Annotated in this window: 12 protein-coding genes; 4 read left to right on the plus strand and 8 right to left on the minus strand. The window is 68.3% G+C overall.

All coding sequences use genetic code 11. From position 1 onward, the window contains the following. Window positions 1-84 precede the first annotated feature (84 nt). From GGQ80_RS06560 to GGQ80_RS06580, 5 genes are all read right to left on the minus strand, one after another. Window positions 85-561, minus strand: coding sequence for a GNAT family N-acetyltransferase (locus tag GGQ80_RS06560; protein WP_183983101.1), 477 nt, complete (start codon window positions 559-561; stop codon window positions 85-87). After that, on the minus strand, window positions 561-1,196 hold the full coding sequence (gene tsaB / locus GGQ80_RS06565; protein ID WP_183983102.1) for a tRNA (adenosine(37)-N6)-threonylcarbamoyltransferase complex dimerization subunit type 1 TsaB: 636 nt from the start codon (window positions 1,194-1,196) through the stop codon (window positions 561-563). The genes GGQ80_RS06560 and tsaB overlap by 1 nt, the downstream gene beginning before the upstream one ends. Before the next feature lie 57 nt (window positions 1,197-1,253). After that, on the minus strand, window positions 1,254-1,844 hold the full coding sequence (locus tag GGQ80_RS06570) for a malonic semialdehyde reductase (protein WP_183983103.1): 591 nt from the start codon (window positions 1,842-1,844) through the stop codon (window positions 1,254-1,256). A gap of 81 nt (window positions 1,845-1,925) precedes the next feature. Beyond that, window positions 1,926-2,501: a NifU family protein gene (locus GGQ80_RS06575; RefSeq protein ID WP_183983364.1), complete on the minus strand. Its 576-nt coding sequence runs from the start codon at window positions 2,499-2,501 to the stop codon at window positions 1,926-1,928. 183 nt (window positions 2,502-2,684) lie between these two features. Then, window positions 2,685-3,548, minus strand: coding sequence for an aspartyl/asparaginyl beta-hydroxylase domain-containing protein (locus GGQ80_RS06580; RefSeq protein WP_183983104.1), 864 nt, complete (start codon window positions 3,546-3,548; stop codon window positions 2,685-2,687). Between the two features lie 192 nt (window positions 3,549-3,740). On the opposite strand from GGQ80_RS06580, the gene GGQ80_RS06585 reads away from it, so the two are divergent. Then, window positions 3,741-6,644, plus strand: coding sequence for a M16 family metallopeptidase (locus GGQ80_RS06585; RefSeq protein ID WP_183983105.1), 2,904 nt, complete (start codon window positions 3,741-3,743; stop codon window positions 6,642-6,644). 219 nt (window positions 6,645-6,863) lie between these two features. On the opposite strand, the gene GGQ80_RS06590 is transcribed toward GGQ80_RS06585, so the two are convergent. The 3 genes from GGQ80_RS06590 to GGQ80_RS06600 are packed head-to-tail and all read right to left on the minus strand — an operon-like array spanning window position 6,864 to window position 11,526. Then, window positions 6,864-8,654, minus strand: coding sequence for an AMP-dependent synthetase/ligase (locus GGQ80_RS06590; RefSeq protein WP_183983106.1), 1,791 nt, complete (start codon window positions 8,652-8,654; stop codon window positions 6,864-6,866). 42 nt (window positions 8,655-8,696) lie between these two features. Then, on the minus strand, window positions 8,697-10,442 hold the full coding sequence (gene ggt / locus GGQ80_RS06595; RefSeq protein ID WP_183983107.1) for a gamma-glutamyltransferase: 1,746 nt from the start codon (window positions 10,440-10,442) through the stop codon (window positions 8,697-8,699). A 46-nt stretch (window positions 10,443-10,488) separates the two neighbouring features. Further along, entirely contained in the window at window positions 10,489-11,526 is a 1,038-nt protein-coding gene (locus GGQ80_RS06600) for a quinone-dependent dihydroorotate dehydrogenase (protein WP_183983108.1), read from the minus strand. 228 nt (window positions 11,527-11,754) lie between these two features. On the opposite strand from GGQ80_RS06600, the gene GGQ80_RS06605 reads away from it, so the two are divergent. The 3 genes from GGQ80_RS06605 (at window position 11,755) to sufB (ending at window position 14,636) form a co-directional block, all read left to right on the plus strand. After that, window positions 11,755-12,606, plus strand: coding sequence for a helix-turn-helix transcriptional regulator (locus GGQ80_RS06605; RefSeq protein WP_183983109.1), 852 nt, complete (start codon window positions 11,755-11,757; stop codon window positions 12,604-12,606). Between the two features lie 87 nt (window positions 12,607-12,693). Next, a complete protein-coding gene (locus GGQ80_RS06610) occupies window positions 12,694-13,170 on the plus strand; it encodes an SUF system Fe-S cluster assembly regulator (protein ID WP_183983110.1) in 477 nt (158 codons plus the stop codon). A 2-nt stretch (window positions 13,171-13,172) separates the two neighbouring features. After that, window positions 13,173-14,636 carry a Fe-S cluster assembly protein SufB gene (sufB, locus tag GGQ80_RS06615; RefSeq protein WP_183983111.1) on the plus strand — a complete coding sequence of 488 codons (1,464 nt, stop codon included), beginning with the start codon at window positions 13,173-13,175 and terminating at the stop codon, window positions 14,634-14,636. Window positions 14,637-14,734 lie beyond the last annotated feature (98 nt).

Consider the following 14,734-nt stretch of genomic DNA (forward strand, 5'->3'; position numbering starts at 1 on the left):
ATATAGGCCAGGGGGCTTGTTGCGAAAAGCGCTACCGACTCGCAATAGGACGAAAGCCGGGGCGATCCGCGCGAATGCGTTGCGTCACAGGGCTTTGAGGTCGCGCCGATAGCTGTGGGCGTCGTGAAGCTGGCCGGAGCGGCCACGGTAATAGCCGCGACGCTCGCCGACCTGAGTGAAGCCGTGGGCGGTGTAGAGGCGGATGGCTTCGTTGCCGGCGCGGACCTCGAGATGGATCGCGGCGACCCCGGCATCCTCCGCCGCGGCGACGACGCCGCGCATGAGGGCGGTGCCGATCCCCGAGCGGCGATAGCCGGGCGCGACGGCGAGAAGGAGCAGCTCGGCCTCGTCGAGGACGGTGCGGACGAGGGCAAAGCCGGCGGGCTGGTCGTCGACCTCGGCGATGGTCAGGCGGACGCCGGGCATGGAGAGGACGCCAAGGCATTGGCCGCGTGTCCATGCCTCGCCATAGCGCGGATCGAAAGCGGCAGTCATCAACTGGTCGACGGTGGCGATGTCGCGGGGGGTGCCCGGGCGCACGACGATCGAGCGGGTCGCCATCAGCGCTGGCCCGGCAGCTTGGCGTCGGGCGCACGGCCATAGAACGGGACCGGTGGCAGATCGCGATAGGCCAGGGGGAGCATCGGCGCCCGCGCGGCGCGCGGCAGCAGCGCCGGCCCCTGCCGGTCGGCGGGCAGGTCGCGAAGCGCCGCCACGCCGTTGCCGACGACGCCCAGCGTGCCCAGCCGCGCCATGGCGGCGTCGGGTGTCAGCGATACGACGTCGTCGAGCGCGGCGAAGTCGGGCTGGTTGGTGAAGCGCTGCACGAAGACCTCGCCATGCCCGCCCTCCAGCACGACCGCGAACGGCGATGCGTCGGGGGCATCGAGAAACCGGTCGATCGCGACGAGCGCGAGCGAGGAATAGCCGCGGACGCCGGCACCCCAACCCAGTGCGAGGCCCCGCGCGGCGGCGATGCCGACGCGGATGCCGGTGAAGCTGCCCGGGCCGACATCGACGAGGATGCGGGTCGCGCGGCCGCCATCGGGCAGGCCGGCGATCATCGGCACCAGCTTTTCGGCATGGCCGCGGCCGACGACATCGTGCGCGTCGCCGATCAGCGTGCCGTCGGCCGCGAAGAGCGCGACCGAGCAGGCGGCGGTGGCGGTGTCGATGACGAGGGTGCGGTCGCTCACGATCCTCTCAATGCCGCACCGGGCGGCGCGCGCAAGCCGGTTTCAGACGGGCCGGTTTCAGAGGATCGTGTTGAACTGATCGAACGGCGGGCGCGGGAGGCGCGGCTGAATGCTCGACGGATCGCCGTGGCCGACCGTCATGATCATGATCGAATGATAATCGGGCTGGTCGGCGAAGAAGGCGGCGTCGACGCCCTTGGCGTCGAACCCGGCCATCGGCCCGGTGTCGAAACCGAGGCTGCGCGCCGCCAGGATCAGATAGGCGGCCTGGAGATTGGCGTTCTGCTGCGCCGAGCGCTCGCGGCCGACGGGCTCGGCGAACCAGGGGCGCGCATCGACGTGCGGGAAGAAGGTCGGCAGGTGCTCGTGGAAATTCTTGTCATAGGCGATGATGACGGTCGCCGGCGCCTTGCGCACCTTCGCCGCGTTCGAGTCGCTGGCCAGCGCGGCGAGCTTCTCCTTCGCCTCGGGCGTGGTACACCAGATGAAGCGGCCCGGATGCTGGTTGGTCGCGGTCGGCCCCATCTTGGCCAGTTCGTAGATCGCGCGGATGTCCGCCTCGGTCACCGGGGCATCGGTGTAGCCGTTGAAGGTGCGCGCGGTACGGAAGAGCTGGTCGAGGGCGGTGTCGGGGAGGGCGTCAGGCATGGGGCATCCAGTCGCAAGAGTTGCGTCAGTGTCCCTCGACTTCGCTCGGGACGAACGGTGTGCGGAGGAAGAGGGCGCCGGTCAGACGGCGCGGACTTCGGTGACCTCGGGGACGTAGTAGCGCAGCAGCTGCTCGATACCGCTCTTGAGCGTCGCGCTCGACGACGGGCAGCCGGCGCAGGCGCCCTGCATCTTGAGGTACACCTTGCCCTTGTCGAAACCGCGATAGACGATGTCGCCGCCGTCGTTGGCGACCGCGGGGCGGACGCGGGTTTCGATCAGCTCCTTGATCTGGGCGACGATCTCGGCATCGGCGGGGTCGTCGGTGGTGACGCCCTCGTCCTCGGCGGGTACGCTGAAGCCGGCGCGGGCGGGCTTGAACAGCGGCATGCCGGCGCTGAAGTGATCGAGCAGGATCGCGAGCACGTCGGGCTTCAGGCTGGACCAGGCGACGCCCGGCGCCGCGGTGACCGACACGAAGTCGCGACCGAAGAACACGCCGGTGACGTCGCCGAGCGCATAGATCGCTTCGGCCAGCGGGCTCGCTTCGGCTTCCTCGGGCGTCGCGAAATCGCGGGTGCCGTTGTCCATGACGGTGCGACCCGGCAGGAACTTCAGCGTGGCCGGGTTCGGGGTGGTTTCGGTCTCGATCAGCATGACCGGCATGTGGCCCGGCGTAGGGCGGGGATCAAGCGGGTCGGGGGAAAGGGATTGTTTCCGGATTGGTAGGGAGGCGTTCCGATCCTCCCCCGCCAGGGAGAGGCACTAAGCGAGTGAGTTGCTTAACGCCCCTCCGTCAGCTTCGCTGCCACCTCCCCCTGGCGGGGGAGGATGGGCACGTCACACGTCCAACTGCTTCACCGCCTGGTTCCAGCTGTCGATGTTGTTGCGCGCCTCCTGGACGAAGGCGGAGCGCTTGACGAAGCCCATAAAGAAGTCGGCGAACCATTTGCCCGGCTGGCGCAGCGGGCGTTCGAACTGGATCAGCAGGACGACGCGCGTGCCCTGCGTGTCGTTCCATACCTCGTGCCGATAGGTGTCGTCGAACACCAGCGTCTCGCCCTCCGCCCAGCGGACGACGCGATCATGGACGCGCATGCGCACGTCGCCGTCGCGCGGCACGATCAGGCCGAGGTGGCAGGTGATCAGCCCCTTGGTGACGCCACGGTGATCGGGAATGTGGGTGCCGGGCGCCAGGATCGAGAAGAAGGCGCTGTTGAGGCCGGGAATGCGCTCGACCAGCGCCGCGGTCTGCGGGCAGCGATCGGCGTTGTCGTCGATGCGATAGCCATAGCCCCACAGGAAGAACGAGCGCCACTTGTTGACCTCCGCGATCGAGCGGTGGTCGGGCGAGATGGTGGCGAGGCTTGGGCTCGCCTCGCCGCGCAGCGCCACGGCGACCGCCTCGTCGCGGATCGTTTCCCAATGGTCGCGCAGCATCGCGGTCCAGGGAAAGTCGCGGACGTCGAGGACCGGGTCGTTCGATACCAGCGACGACGATCCGATCAGCTTGTCGAACAGACCGCGAAGCGCCTTGCCGATGGTGATGATCAGCGGGCGACCGCGCTCCGCCTCCATCGCCGCGCCGGGCTGTGGCGCGCCGGAAATGACGTTGAGGTCGGGCACAAGGACGACATCGGGATCGGTAGCGCCCGAATTCTGCCGCAATGCGGTAAGGGACTGTTGGGTAGCTGGCGCCATCATCTTGCTTCTCGTCGGTCTTTCGTTCGGTCGCTGCACTCCTGCAGCGCACAACGCGGCAGCGGACAAAGCGCCCCGTCGCCCCGGGCGCTAGCCAGACTATGGGTCGAAAAAATGGCGATGTGCGGCAGCGGCGCGGCCTGAAATTCCCGCGCATCGCTGGCGGTTGGGCGGCAGCGGCGCTACAGGGCCGGCATGGCGTTTTTCTCCCGCGCGCTCGCGCCCGTATTCGTCCTTGCCCTTGCGACCCCGCTGATCGGCCAGTCCACCGCGCCCCGGCGGGCAACGGCGGCGAAGCCGGCACGGCCCCAGGTGGCGGCGTCGGTCCAGCCGGGGATCAAGGTCGATACCACGCCCTGGCTGTACAAGGGCAGCGACCTGCCGCCCGATCCGGCCTGGTCGTTCGGCACGCTGCCCAACGGCCTGCGCTATGCGGTGCGGCGCAACGGCGTGCCGCCGGGGCAGGTATCGATCCGCGTGCGCATCGACAGCGGCTCGCTGGTCGAGACCGACGACCAGCGCGGCTATGCCCATTTCATGGAGCATCTGACGTTCCGCAGCTCGGAATATGTGCCGGACGGCCAGGCGAAGCTGGTGTGGCAGCGGCTGGGCGCGACCTTCGGATCCGATTCGAACGCGTCGACCACGCCGACGCAGACGTTGTACAAGCTCGACCTGCCGAGCGCGACAGCGGGCAGCGTCGACGAAAGCTTGAAGATCCTGTCGGGAATGATGGCGGCGCCGACCACCACCGATGCGGCGGTCGCGGCCGAGCGGCCGATCGTCCTGGCCGAGCGCCGCGAGCAGCCCGGCCCGCAGGTGCGGCTGTCGGACGAATTGAACAAGCTGTTCTTCGCCGGCCAGCCGCTGGCGGAACGCTCGCCGATCGGGACGCTGAAGTCGCTGGAGGCGGCGACGGGCGCGAGCATGACCGCGTTCCACGACAAATGGTATCGGCCGAGCCGCGCGGTCGTCATCATCTCGGGCGATCTCGATCCCGCGACGCTGTCGCAGCTGGTGGTGAAGAACTTCGCCGGCTGGCAGGGCAAGGGCGCCGATCCCGCCGAACCCGACTTCGGCAAGCCCGATCCGAGCAAGCCGAGCGCGGCGACGATGGTCGAACCGGGCCTGCCGCCGCTGGTCATGCTCGGCGTGATCCGGCCCTGGGAGTATAATGACGACACCCGCGCCTTCAATCAGAAGCGGATGGTCGACACGCTGGCCGGCCGGATCATCAGCCGGCGGCTGGAACGGCGCGCCCGGGCCGGGGGTAGCTTCGTGTCGGCGAGCGTCGATATCGACGACGTATCGCGATCGGCGAACATGACGCGGGTCACGATCCTGCCGGTCGGCGACCAGTGGGAAGCGGCGCTGAAGGACGTACGCGCGGTGATCCAGGATGCCGAGACGACGCCGCCGAGCCAGGCGGAGGTGGATCGCGAATATGCCGATTACGACGCCGCGCTGCGCAATTCGGTCGACACCGCGCGCGTCGAGGCGAGCGCCAAGCAGGCCGACGACATGGCCGGCGCGCTCGACATCCGCGAGACGGTGACCGCGCCGCAGAACCAGTATGAGATCCTGACCGACGCCAAGGCGAAGGGCATGTTCACGCCGGCGACGGTGCTGGCCTCGACCAAGAAAATCTTCGAGGGCGTGGCGACGCGCGCGATCGTCAACACGCGGACGATCGAGAAGAACACGGCGGCGCGGCTGGAGGCGGCGCTGAAGGCCGATGTCAGCGGACTGGCGGTGAAGCGCACCGCGCAGGCGTCGGTCGACATATCGAAGCTGCCGGCGTTCGGGCCGGCGGGCAAGGTGGTGTCGCGGGTGACGCTGCCCGACCTGCCGGTCGAGATCGTCACCTTCGCCAACGGCGTCCGGCTAATGCTGTTCGTCAATCCCGACGATACCGGCCGCGTCTATGTCCGCGCGCGCTTCGGCGGCGGCTACAACGACCTGCCGGCCAACAAGGCGAGTCCGGCCTGGGCGGCCGACCTTGCACTGATGGAAGGCGGGATCGGCGACCTGAGCCAGGACGACATCGATCAGCTGACCGCCGGGCGGCAGTTGAAGCTCGATTTCGGGATCGACGAGGACGCGTTCTCGATCGCGGCGTTGACGGGGCCGAAGGACTATGCCGACCAGCTGCGCCTGACCGCGGCGAAGATGGCGTTCCCGCGATGGGATGCCGCGCCGGTGCTGCGCGCGAAGTCGGCGGCGCTGACCGCCATTCCCGGCTATGAAGCATCTGCCGACGGGGTGCTGTCGCGTGACTTGGAAGGGCTGCTCCACGATGGCGACCCGCGCTGGGCGACGCCGACGGCGAAGACGATCAATCAGTTGACCCCCAAGAAGTTCAAGGACTTCTGGGCGCCGAGGCTGGCGTCGGGGCCGATCGAGGTCGACGTGTTCGGCGACGTCAAGGCCGACGAGGCGATCGCCGCGGTGGCTGCCACGTTCGGCGCGATGCCGCCGCGCGACGCCGCCAGTCCGACGCCGCCGCCGGTCCGCTTTCCGGCGCATGACGCCAAGCCGGTAATGCGCACGCACAAGGGCGAGGTGAACCAGGCGTCGGCGGTGATCGCCTGGCCGACGGGGGCCGGCCTCGCCGACATCGCCGAGGCGCGGCGGCTCGACGTGCTGTCGCAGATCTTCAGCGACCGGCTGTTCGAGAAGATGCGCCAGGCGGCGGGTGCCAGCTACAGCCCGGGCGTGTCGAGCAGCTGGCCCAAGGGAATGCCCGGCGGCGGGCGGCTGATGGCGATCAGCCAGGTGGCGCCGGAGAATGTCGACCTGTTCTTCCGCATGGCACGCGAAATCGCGGCAGACCTCGTCGCCAAGCCGGTCAGCGACGACGAGCTGGCGCGGGTGAAGGGGCCGCTGGCGCAGATGTATCAGCGTGCCTCGACCAGCAGCCTGTTCTGGCTGCGCGAGCTGTCGGGCGGTGCGTTCAATCCGGCACGGCTGGAAGCGACGCGGCGGATCGGGCGCGACTTCGGTGCGGTGACGCCGGCGGTGCTGCAGCAGACGGCGGCCAAGTATCTGGTGCCGGGCATGGACTGGACGATGGCGGTGGTGCCGGCGAAGGCGAAGTAGGGGCCTCGTCCGTCGTCATCCTGAACTTGTTTCAGGATCTTAAGCCGCGGGGGGCGTCGCGGTGAGATGCTGAAACGAGTTCAGCATGACGGGGAGTTGAGGGGAGTTCTCGCCCCTCCCCTTCAGGGGAGGGGTTGGGGTGGGGGAGGCACGCGATGGTCTCCGTGAGACACGCCCCACCCCCTAACCCTCCCCTGAAGGGGAGGGGCTTTGTCCGAATCAAGACTTGTACAGCGCGTCGAGCTTGTCGCCGTAGGCCTGCTTCAGCATATGGCGGCGGATCTTCAGACTGGGGGTCAGCTGCTCGTTCTCGATCGTGAAGGGCGCGTCGGCGATCACATAGCGACGGACGCGCTCGATCACCGACAGGTCCTTGTTCACCCGCTCGATCGCCGCGGACAGCGCGGCGCGATAGTCGGCATTCTCGGCGAGGTTCCTGAAATCGCAGCGATTGCCGTGCTTTGCGCACCATTCCTGCGTCCATTCGGGATCGGGAACGATCAGCGCGACCATATAGGGGCGGCGGTCGCCCGCGATCATCGCCTGGACGATCTCGGGCTGTAGCGTCAGCATCCCCTCGATCTTCTGGGGCGCGACATTGTCGCCCTTGTCGTTGATGATGAGGTCCTTCTTGCGATCGGTGATCTTGATCCGCCCCGCCGCGTCGATCTCGCCGATATCGCCGGTGTGGAGCCAGCCGTCCTTCAGCACGCGCTCGGTTTCAGCCTCGTTGCGCCAATAGCCGTGCATGACGAGTTCGCCGCGGACCAGGATCTCGCCGTCGGGCGCGATCCGCACCTCGGTGTTCTTGAGTGGCGGGCCGACACTGTCCATCCGCACGCCGACCTTGGGCCGGTTGCACGAGATGACCGGCGCCGCCTCGGTCTGGCCATAGCCCTGGAGGAAGGTGAGGCCGATGCTCTGGAAGAAGATGCCGATCTCGGGATTGAGCGGCGCGCCGCCCGAAACCATCGCCTTCAGCCGCCCGCCGAACTTGCGGTTGATCTTGGGCTTGAAGAGCAGGTCGACCGCGAGCTTCGTCGGGCGGTCGATCAGCCGCAGCGTTCGGCTGCTCTCGCGCGTGCCGACCGCGACGGCGCGGGTCAGCAGCTTCTGGCCGAGCCCGCCCTGCTTCTCGATCGCCTTGGTGATGCGGGTGCGCAGCACCTCGAACAGGCGGGGCACGACGAACATGATCGTCGGGCGCACCTCCTCGATGTTGCTCGCCAGCTTGTCGAGCGCCTCGGCGTAATAGATCTGGCCGCCCATCGCGATCGGAAAATGCTGGCCCCCGGTGTGTTCATAGGCATGGCTGAGGGGGAGGAACGACAGGAAGATTTCGTCGTCCCAGCCGAAATCCTCGGCGATGACGGTGCAGCAGCCGTCGCAGTTGTGCAGGATCGCGCCATGATGCTGCATCACCCCGCGCGGCGCGCCACCGGTGCCGCTGGTGTAGATGATGCAGGCGAGGTCCTGGCGCGCGAAGGTGGCGGCGTCGGCAACGACCTGCGGATCGGCCTGGTGGCTGGCGATCAGGTCGCGCCAGCCGTGGAAGGCGATGGCGTTCGACGGCGCGCGCATGTCGTCGATGCCGATGACGTGTTGCGGCTGGTTGGATCGCAGGACCGCTGGCATCAGCGTCTTGGCGAGCTTCGCGGTCGACACGATGATCGCGCAGGCGCCCGAATTCTCGATGATATGCTGGTGATCGCGTTCGGTATTGGTGGTGTAGGTCGGCACCGTGACGCAGCCAGCGGCCATGATCGCCAGATCGCTGATGCACCATTCGGGGCGGTTCTCGGCTACCAGCATCACGCGGTCGCCCGGCTTCAGCCCCAGTGCCCTTAGTCCGGTGGCGAGGCTCGCCACCTGGCGTGCCGCCTCGGCCCAGCTGGTCGACGTCCAGGCGCCGTCCCGCTTCGCCCACAGGAAGGGGGCGTCGCCCTTTTCGCGCGCGCGGGTGAAGAACATCGCGACGAGATTGGGGAAATGTTCGAGGGTACGGGGCATAACTCTCCTTGGATGGTGCGCTCTCGTGACGGAGCGCATCCGCTATTCGGGCAGGCGATCCTTGGTCAGGCCGACGCGGCGGATCGCGGCGACGCTGCCGTCTTCGGCCATCGCGACGCCTTCGCTGCGCGGATCGGCGGCACCGACCCAGCGACCGCCGACACGCTCGACGGCGTTGGCCTTGAGACCGAGTTGCTTCGATTCTACCCGCTCGCCGAGCGCGCGCAGCGCGGGCAGCATCGCATCGAGCTGCGTGCCCGTCTCGGCATAGGCGACCGGGCCGGGGGCGAAGACGAGGCCGAGGCCGATCGCGTCCTGCGCCGACAGCTTCCAGTCGACGACGCCGACGATCGCCTTCGCCACCTGAGCGATGATCGTCGGGCCACCCGCGGCGCCCACGACGAGGCGGACGCGGCCGGCGGGGTCGTAGACGATGGTCGGCGCCATCGACGAGCGCGGGCGCTTGCCCCCCTCGACCCGGTTGGCGACGAGATAGCCCTGCTTGTCGGGGACGATGTCGAAGTCGGTGAGCTGATTGTTGAGGATGATGCCGTCCATCGAAAGGCCCGAGCCGAAGACGCCTTCGACCGTGGTCGTCACCGACACGGCGTTGCCGCGCGCGTCGGCAACCGCGACGTCGGTCGTCCCGGCGGTCTCGCGCGCGGTGACGGGGATGCGCGGCGGGGCGCCGGCGGGGGTGCCGGCGGTGATGGTGCCAAGCGACCTGTCGGGCGAGATCAGTTCCGAGCGGCGGGCCAGGTACGCGGGATCGAGCAGCCCGGCGACCGGCACGCGGACGAAGTCGGGATCGCCGATGTAGAGGTCGCGATCGGCGAAGGCGAGACGCGTGCTCTCGGCGAACAGGTGCCACGACACCGGCGATGCGGCGCCGAGCCTGGCCATGTCGAAGCGCTCGAGCTGCTTCAGGATCATCAGCACGGTGATGCCGCCCGACGAGGGCGGGCCCATCGAGCAGATGCGATGAGCGCGGTAGGTGGCGCAGACCGGGTCGCGCGACTTGGCGTCGTAGCTGGCGAGATCGCCGGTCGTCATCTTCGACGGGTTGCGCGCCGCGGTATCGACGGTGGAGACGAGCTTCTGTGCCTGGGGGCCGACGTAGAAGCTGTCGGGACCCTGGATGGCGAGTCGCTGAAGCAGCGCCGCCTGCGCGGGGTTGCGGATCGTGCTGCCTACGGGAAGCGGCTGGCCGTTCGGGCCCGCGTAGAGGGCGCGGGTTGCGGGCGTGATGTCGCCGCCGAACCGCGCGAGGCTGTCGACGAAGCGTGGGGTGAGCTTCCAGCCGTCGGTCGCCAGGCGGATCGCGGGTTGGAACAACCGTGCCCAGGGCAGCTTGCCGCCCTGGCGATGCGCGAGCGCCATGCCGCGGATCGCGCCGGGGACGCCGACGCTTCGCCCGCCGGGGACGGCATCGGCATGGCTGAGCGGCTGGCCGTCGGCGGTGTAAAACCAGCGCGGATCGGCGGCGGCCGGCGCGGTTTCGCGCGCATCGACGGTCCACAGCTTGCCGCCCTGAGGCTGGCTGACCCAGAAGCTGCCGCCGCCGAGGCCCGAGCTTTGCGGTTCGACGACGCCCAGCGCGAGCATGGTGGCGATCGCGGCATCGGTGGCGCTGCCGCCCGCGCGCAGGATCTCGACGCCGGCGGCGGCAGCGCGCGGGTCGGCGGCGCTGACCATGCCGGCGGCCCTGGCCGGCGCGGGTCGACGCGCCTCGGCCGGAGCGGCGGTGATGGCGAGCGTGGTGAGGGCGAGGATGAGCGACGTCTTCATTGCCGCCGACGCTACCCGAGTTGCCCCCGATGGCAAGGCCGTAGCGTCAGGCGTCGGTGCCGATCACCGCGGCGAGATCGGTAATGCCGTCGCGGGCGAGCAGGGCGTCGAGGTCGGCGAGGATGCGACGGACGAGGCCAGGGCCCTCATAGACCAGCGCACTGTAGAGCTGGACGAGGCTGGCCCCCGCGCGCAGGCGGGCATAGGCCTCTGCCGCATCGCCGACGCCGCCTCCCGCGATCAGGGCGATGCCGCTGCCGGTCGCCTGGCGGAAGTCGCGCAGCCGCTGTGCCGCCAGCGGAGCGAGCGGGGCGCCCGATAGACCGCCGCCCTCGTCGGCCTGAGGCGACCGCAGGCCCGGGCGGGTGACGGTGGTGTTGCCGACGATCAACGCATCGATGCCATGCGTCAGCGCGGCGCGGGCGATCGAGTCGATCTGCGCCGGCTCCTGATCGGGTGCGACCTTCAGGAACAATGGCGTCGTCCCCCGCGCGGCGGCGGTGGCGGCAAGCAGGTCGTCGAGCGCGGCGCCATGTTGCAGGTCGCGAAGGCCGGGGGTGTTGGGCGAGCTGATGTTGATCGTCACATAGTCGGCGACCGGGGCGGCGGCGGCGACGCCATGGGTATAGTCGGCGATGCGATCGGCCGCGTCCTTGTTGGCGCCGACGTTGATGCCGACGAGCCCGCGACGCCTGGCGGCGGCGACGCGGGGCAGGGCGGCGTCGAGCCCGCCGTTGTTGAACCCCATGCGGTTAACCACCGCGCGATCCGCGACGAGGCGGAAGAGGCGCGGGCGGGGGTTTCCGGCTTGGGGCAGCGGGGTCAGCGTGCCGATCTCGACGTGCCCGAAGCCGAGCGCATGGAAGCCGTCGATCGCTCGGCCGTCCTTGTCGGCGCCGGCGGCGAGGCCGAGCGGGTTGGCGAAGTCGAGACCGGCGACGCGGGTGCGCAGGCGCGGCGACTCGACCCGGTCCGGCGCGAGCGGCAACCCGGCGCGCGCCCAGCCGGCGAGCATCGACAAGGTAAGACCATGTGCCCTTTCGGCATCGATGGTGAACAGGAGAGGACGCAAAGCAAAGGTCATGGTGGCGGCGCACTCGCACGCCGTTGCGCCGGGGTCAAAAAAACCTCCCGCTTCGGGACGGCGATGGCGGATTCGTCCAATACTTCAAGACTGCCCCATGCTTTGAGGATGTTGCGACCCAAGGAGCGAGCTTTCGGGCACGCTTCTCACTGAAAGGCCCGGCTGCTTGCGGCCGGGCCTCTTTTCTGTGTCGTTTCAGGATGCTAAGCCTGTCCGTGGGGGGATTACATGGCGGGTGTCGTTCTCGACTATCAGATACCGGCGTCGCGACTCGCTCCTTATATTTCGACCTTCTATCGGCTGCAGACCGACACCGGTCTGAACGAAGTCGAACGCGCCGACCGCGCGCAGTTGCGCCTGCGCCTATCCGCCGGAAGCGCCCATTATGTCTTTGCCGACGGCTCTCGGCAGGAGGCGACACCGCTTCATCTATTGGGGCCGACGAGCGGTGCTTTTACCGTATCGGCGGAAGGGCCGTTGCTGGTCTTCGGCATGGGGCTGATGCCAGCGGGATGGGAGGCGCTGATCGACGACGACGCTTCGTTGCTGCTCAACCGGGTCGCGGATGCCGGGGCGGTGCTGGGCGAGTCGCTGACGAACGCCGTCGCCCGGCTGCGATTCGACCAGGATATCGCGGCGATGGCTTCGATCATCGAGCCGGTGCTCGACGCGCTGCTGCGACCGACGCAGCACGGCACGCGCAGCTTCGTCGAGGCGGTCGACGCCTGGCTGGCCGATGCGCCGTCGCCGTCGCTCGACGCGCTGGCGGCCGCGACGGGGCTGTCGCGGCGGCAGGTCGAGCGGCGCTGCAACCAGTTGTACGGTGCGCCTCCCAAGCTGTTGGCGCGCAAATATCGTGCCCTGCGAGCGGCGGTCGCGCTGTCGAAGCAGCGCGGCGGCGAGATGCCCGTCATCGAGGGCTTTTACGACCAGAGCCACATGATCCGCGAGATCAAGCAGTTCACCGGCATGACCCCGCGTCAGGTGCGCACCGGTGGCGGCGGCTGGCTGACGCAGCTGTCGATCCAGCATCGAAGCGCGCTGGAGGGCACCGTCCCCCCGATCGTCAGTCGGACCTGATCGCCGGCGCCGACCGGTTGACGTCGGCGCCTCGAACGCCCATCTGCCAATCGGATCGATACGATCCGATTTGAGAATCGTTCGCAGATGCGCCTGTCTTCGCTTGCCGACTATGCCGTCGTGATGATGACCGCGGCTGCCCGCCATTGCGGCGGCGTGGCGCGGCTTAACGCGACGGTGCTCGCCGAAGAGACGGGCGTGCCGCTGCCGACTGCGCAGAAGCTGGTCAGCCGGCTGTCGAGTGCCGGGCTGATCGAAAGCACGCGCGGCACCGGCGGCGGCTTCCGGCTGGCGCGTCCACCGGCATCGATCTCGCTCGCCGACATCGTCGAGGCGGTGGAGGGGCCGATCGCGCTGACGGCGTGCGTCGAACATGGCGCGCAGGATTGCGGGATCGACCATCAATGCTCGGTCAAGCCGCATTGGGGCGTGGTCAACGCCGCAGTGCGGGGGGCGTTGGCGGGCATCTCGCTAGCCTCGCTGACGACGCAGCCCGCGTCTCGATCCGCTACCCTTTCTTCGTCTCGTAACCGGACCCCGGCCTTCGCCGGGGTGGAAAGTTGATCATGGCCACCAAGAACGCCGAGGCCCATGCGGCCGTCGCCAAGAAGTACGAGTGGGGCTTCGCCACCGATATCGAGCAGGACTTCGCGCCCAAGGGGCTGAGCGAGGACACGGTTCGCTATATCAGCGCCAAGAAGAACGAGCCCGAATGGATGCTCGACTGGCGGCTTAAGGCGTTCCGGCTGTGGCAGACGATGGAGGCGCCGGATTGGGCCAAGCTCAACATTCCGTCTATCGACTATCAGGACGCCTATTATTACGCCGAGCCCAAGGCGAAGGCGACGATCGCGAGCCTCGACGAACTCGATCCCGAGATCCTGCGCACCTACCAGAAGCTGGGCATCCCGATCGAGGAGCAGAAGGTGCTGGCGGGCGTCGAGGGCGCGCGCAAGGTGGCCGTGGATGCGGTGTTCGACAGCGTCTCGGTCGCGACGACGTTCCGGGCCGAGCTGGAGGCGGCGGGGGTGATCTTCCGCTCGATCAGCGAGGCGATCCGCGAATATCCCGATCTGGTCCGCAAGTGGCTGGGCAAGGTGGTGCCGCAGCACGACAACTACTTCGCGACGCTCAACTGTGCGGTCTTCAGCGACGGGACGTTCGTGTACATTCCCGAGGGCGTTCGCTGCCCGATGGAGCTGTCGACCTATTTCCGCATCAATGCCGAGAATACCGGGCAGTTCGAGCGGACGCTGATCGTCGCCGACAAGGGCGCCTATGTCAGCTATCTGGAGGGCTGCACCGCGCCGATGCGCGACGAGAACCAGCTTCACGCCGCGGTGGTGGAGTTGGTCGCGCTGGACGATGCGGAGATCAAATATTCGACCGTCCAGAACTGGTATCCCGGCGACGAGAATGGCGTCGGCGGCATCTACAACTTCGTGACCAAGCGGGCGCTTTGCCAGGGCAAGCGGTCGAAGGTGTCGTGGACCCAGGTCGAGACGGGCAGCGCGGTGACGTGGAAATATCCTTCGTGCGTGCTGAACGGTGAGGATTCGGTCGGCGAGTTCTATTCGGTCGCGGTGACCAACAACCGCCAGCAGGCGGATACCGGCACCAAGATGATCCACAACGGCAAGGGATCGCGATCGACGATCGTGTCGAAGGGGATCAGCGCCGGGCGCTCGGACAACACCTATCGGGGCCTCGTGAAGGTCGCGCCGGGTGCGGAAGGGGTGCGCAACTTCACCCAGTGCGACTCGCTGCTGCTGAGCGACCAGTGCGGCGCGCATACCGTGCCGTATATCGAGGTGCGCAATCCCAGCGCGCAGATCGAGCATGAGGCGACGACGTCGAAGATCAGCGAGGACCAGCTGTTCTACGCCATGTCGCGCGGGCTCGATCAGGAAGCGGCGGTGGCGCTGATCGTCAACGGCTTCGCGCGCGAGGTGCTGCAGCAGCTGCCGATGGAGTTCGCGGTCGAGGCGCAGAAGCTGCTGGGGATCAGCCTTGAAGGCTCGGTCGGCTGATGAACGAAGCCCCTCCCCTTCAGGGGAGGGGTTGGGGTGGGGGATGCGGGCGATGGTCTCGGTGAGACACGCCCCACCCCCGACCCCTCCTCTGAAAA

This window comes from Sphingomonas jinjuensis, from assembly GCF_014197105.1.
GTDB lineage: Bacteria > Pseudomonadota > Alphaproteobacteria > Sphingomonadales > Sphingomonadaceae > Sphingomonas > Sphingomonas jinjuensis.

What these genes read in the sequence shown, in the direction of transcription:
- GGQ80_RS06570 (WP_183983103.1), bottom strand. Translation starts at nt 1,844, where the DNA reads ATGCCTGACGCCCTCCCCGACACCGCCCTCGACCAGCTCTTCCGTACC.
- GGQ80_RS06600 (WP_183983108.1), bottom strand. Translation starts at nt 11,526, where the DNA reads ATGACCTTTGCTTTGCGTCCTCTCCTGTTCACCATCGATGCCGAAAGG.
- ggt (WP_183983107.1), bottom strand. Translation starts at nt 10,442, where the DNA reads ATGAAGACGTCGCTCATCCTCGCCCTCACCACGCTCGCCATCACCGCC.
- GGQ80_RS06610 (WP_183983110.1), top strand. Translation starts at nt 12,694, where the DNA reads ATGCGCCTGTCTTCGCTTGCCGACTATGCCGTCGTGATGATGACCGCG.
- sufB (WP_183983111.1), top strand. Translation starts at nt 13,173, where the DNA reads ATGGCCACCAAGAACGCCGAGGCCCATGCGGCCGTCGCCAAGAAGTAC.
- GGQ80_RS06560 (WP_183983101.1), bottom strand. Translation starts at nt 561, where the DNA reads ATGGCGACCCGCTCGATCGTCGTGCGCCCGGGCACCCCCCGCGACATC.
- GGQ80_RS06590 (WP_183983106.1), bottom strand. Translation starts at nt 8,654, where the DNA reads ATGCCCCGTACCCTCGAACATTTCCCCAATCTCGTCGCGATGTTCTTC.
- GGQ80_RS06605 (WP_183983109.1), top strand. Translation starts at nt 11,755, where the DNA reads ATGGCGGGTGTCGTTCTCGACTATCAGATACCGGCGTCGCGACTCGCT.
- GGQ80_RS06585 (WP_183983105.1), top strand. Translation starts at nt 3,741, where the DNA reads ATGGCGTTTTTCTCCCGCGCGCTCGCGCCCGTATTCGTCCTTGCCCTT.
- GGQ80_RS06580 (WP_183983104.1), bottom strand. Translation starts at nt 3,548, where the DNA reads ATGATGGCGCCAGCTACCCAACAGTCCCTTACCGCATTGCGGCAGAAT.
- GGQ80_RS06575 (WP_183983364.1), bottom strand. Translation starts at nt 2,501, where the DNA reads ATGCTGATCGAGACCGAAACCACCCCGAACCCGGCCACGCTGAAGTTC.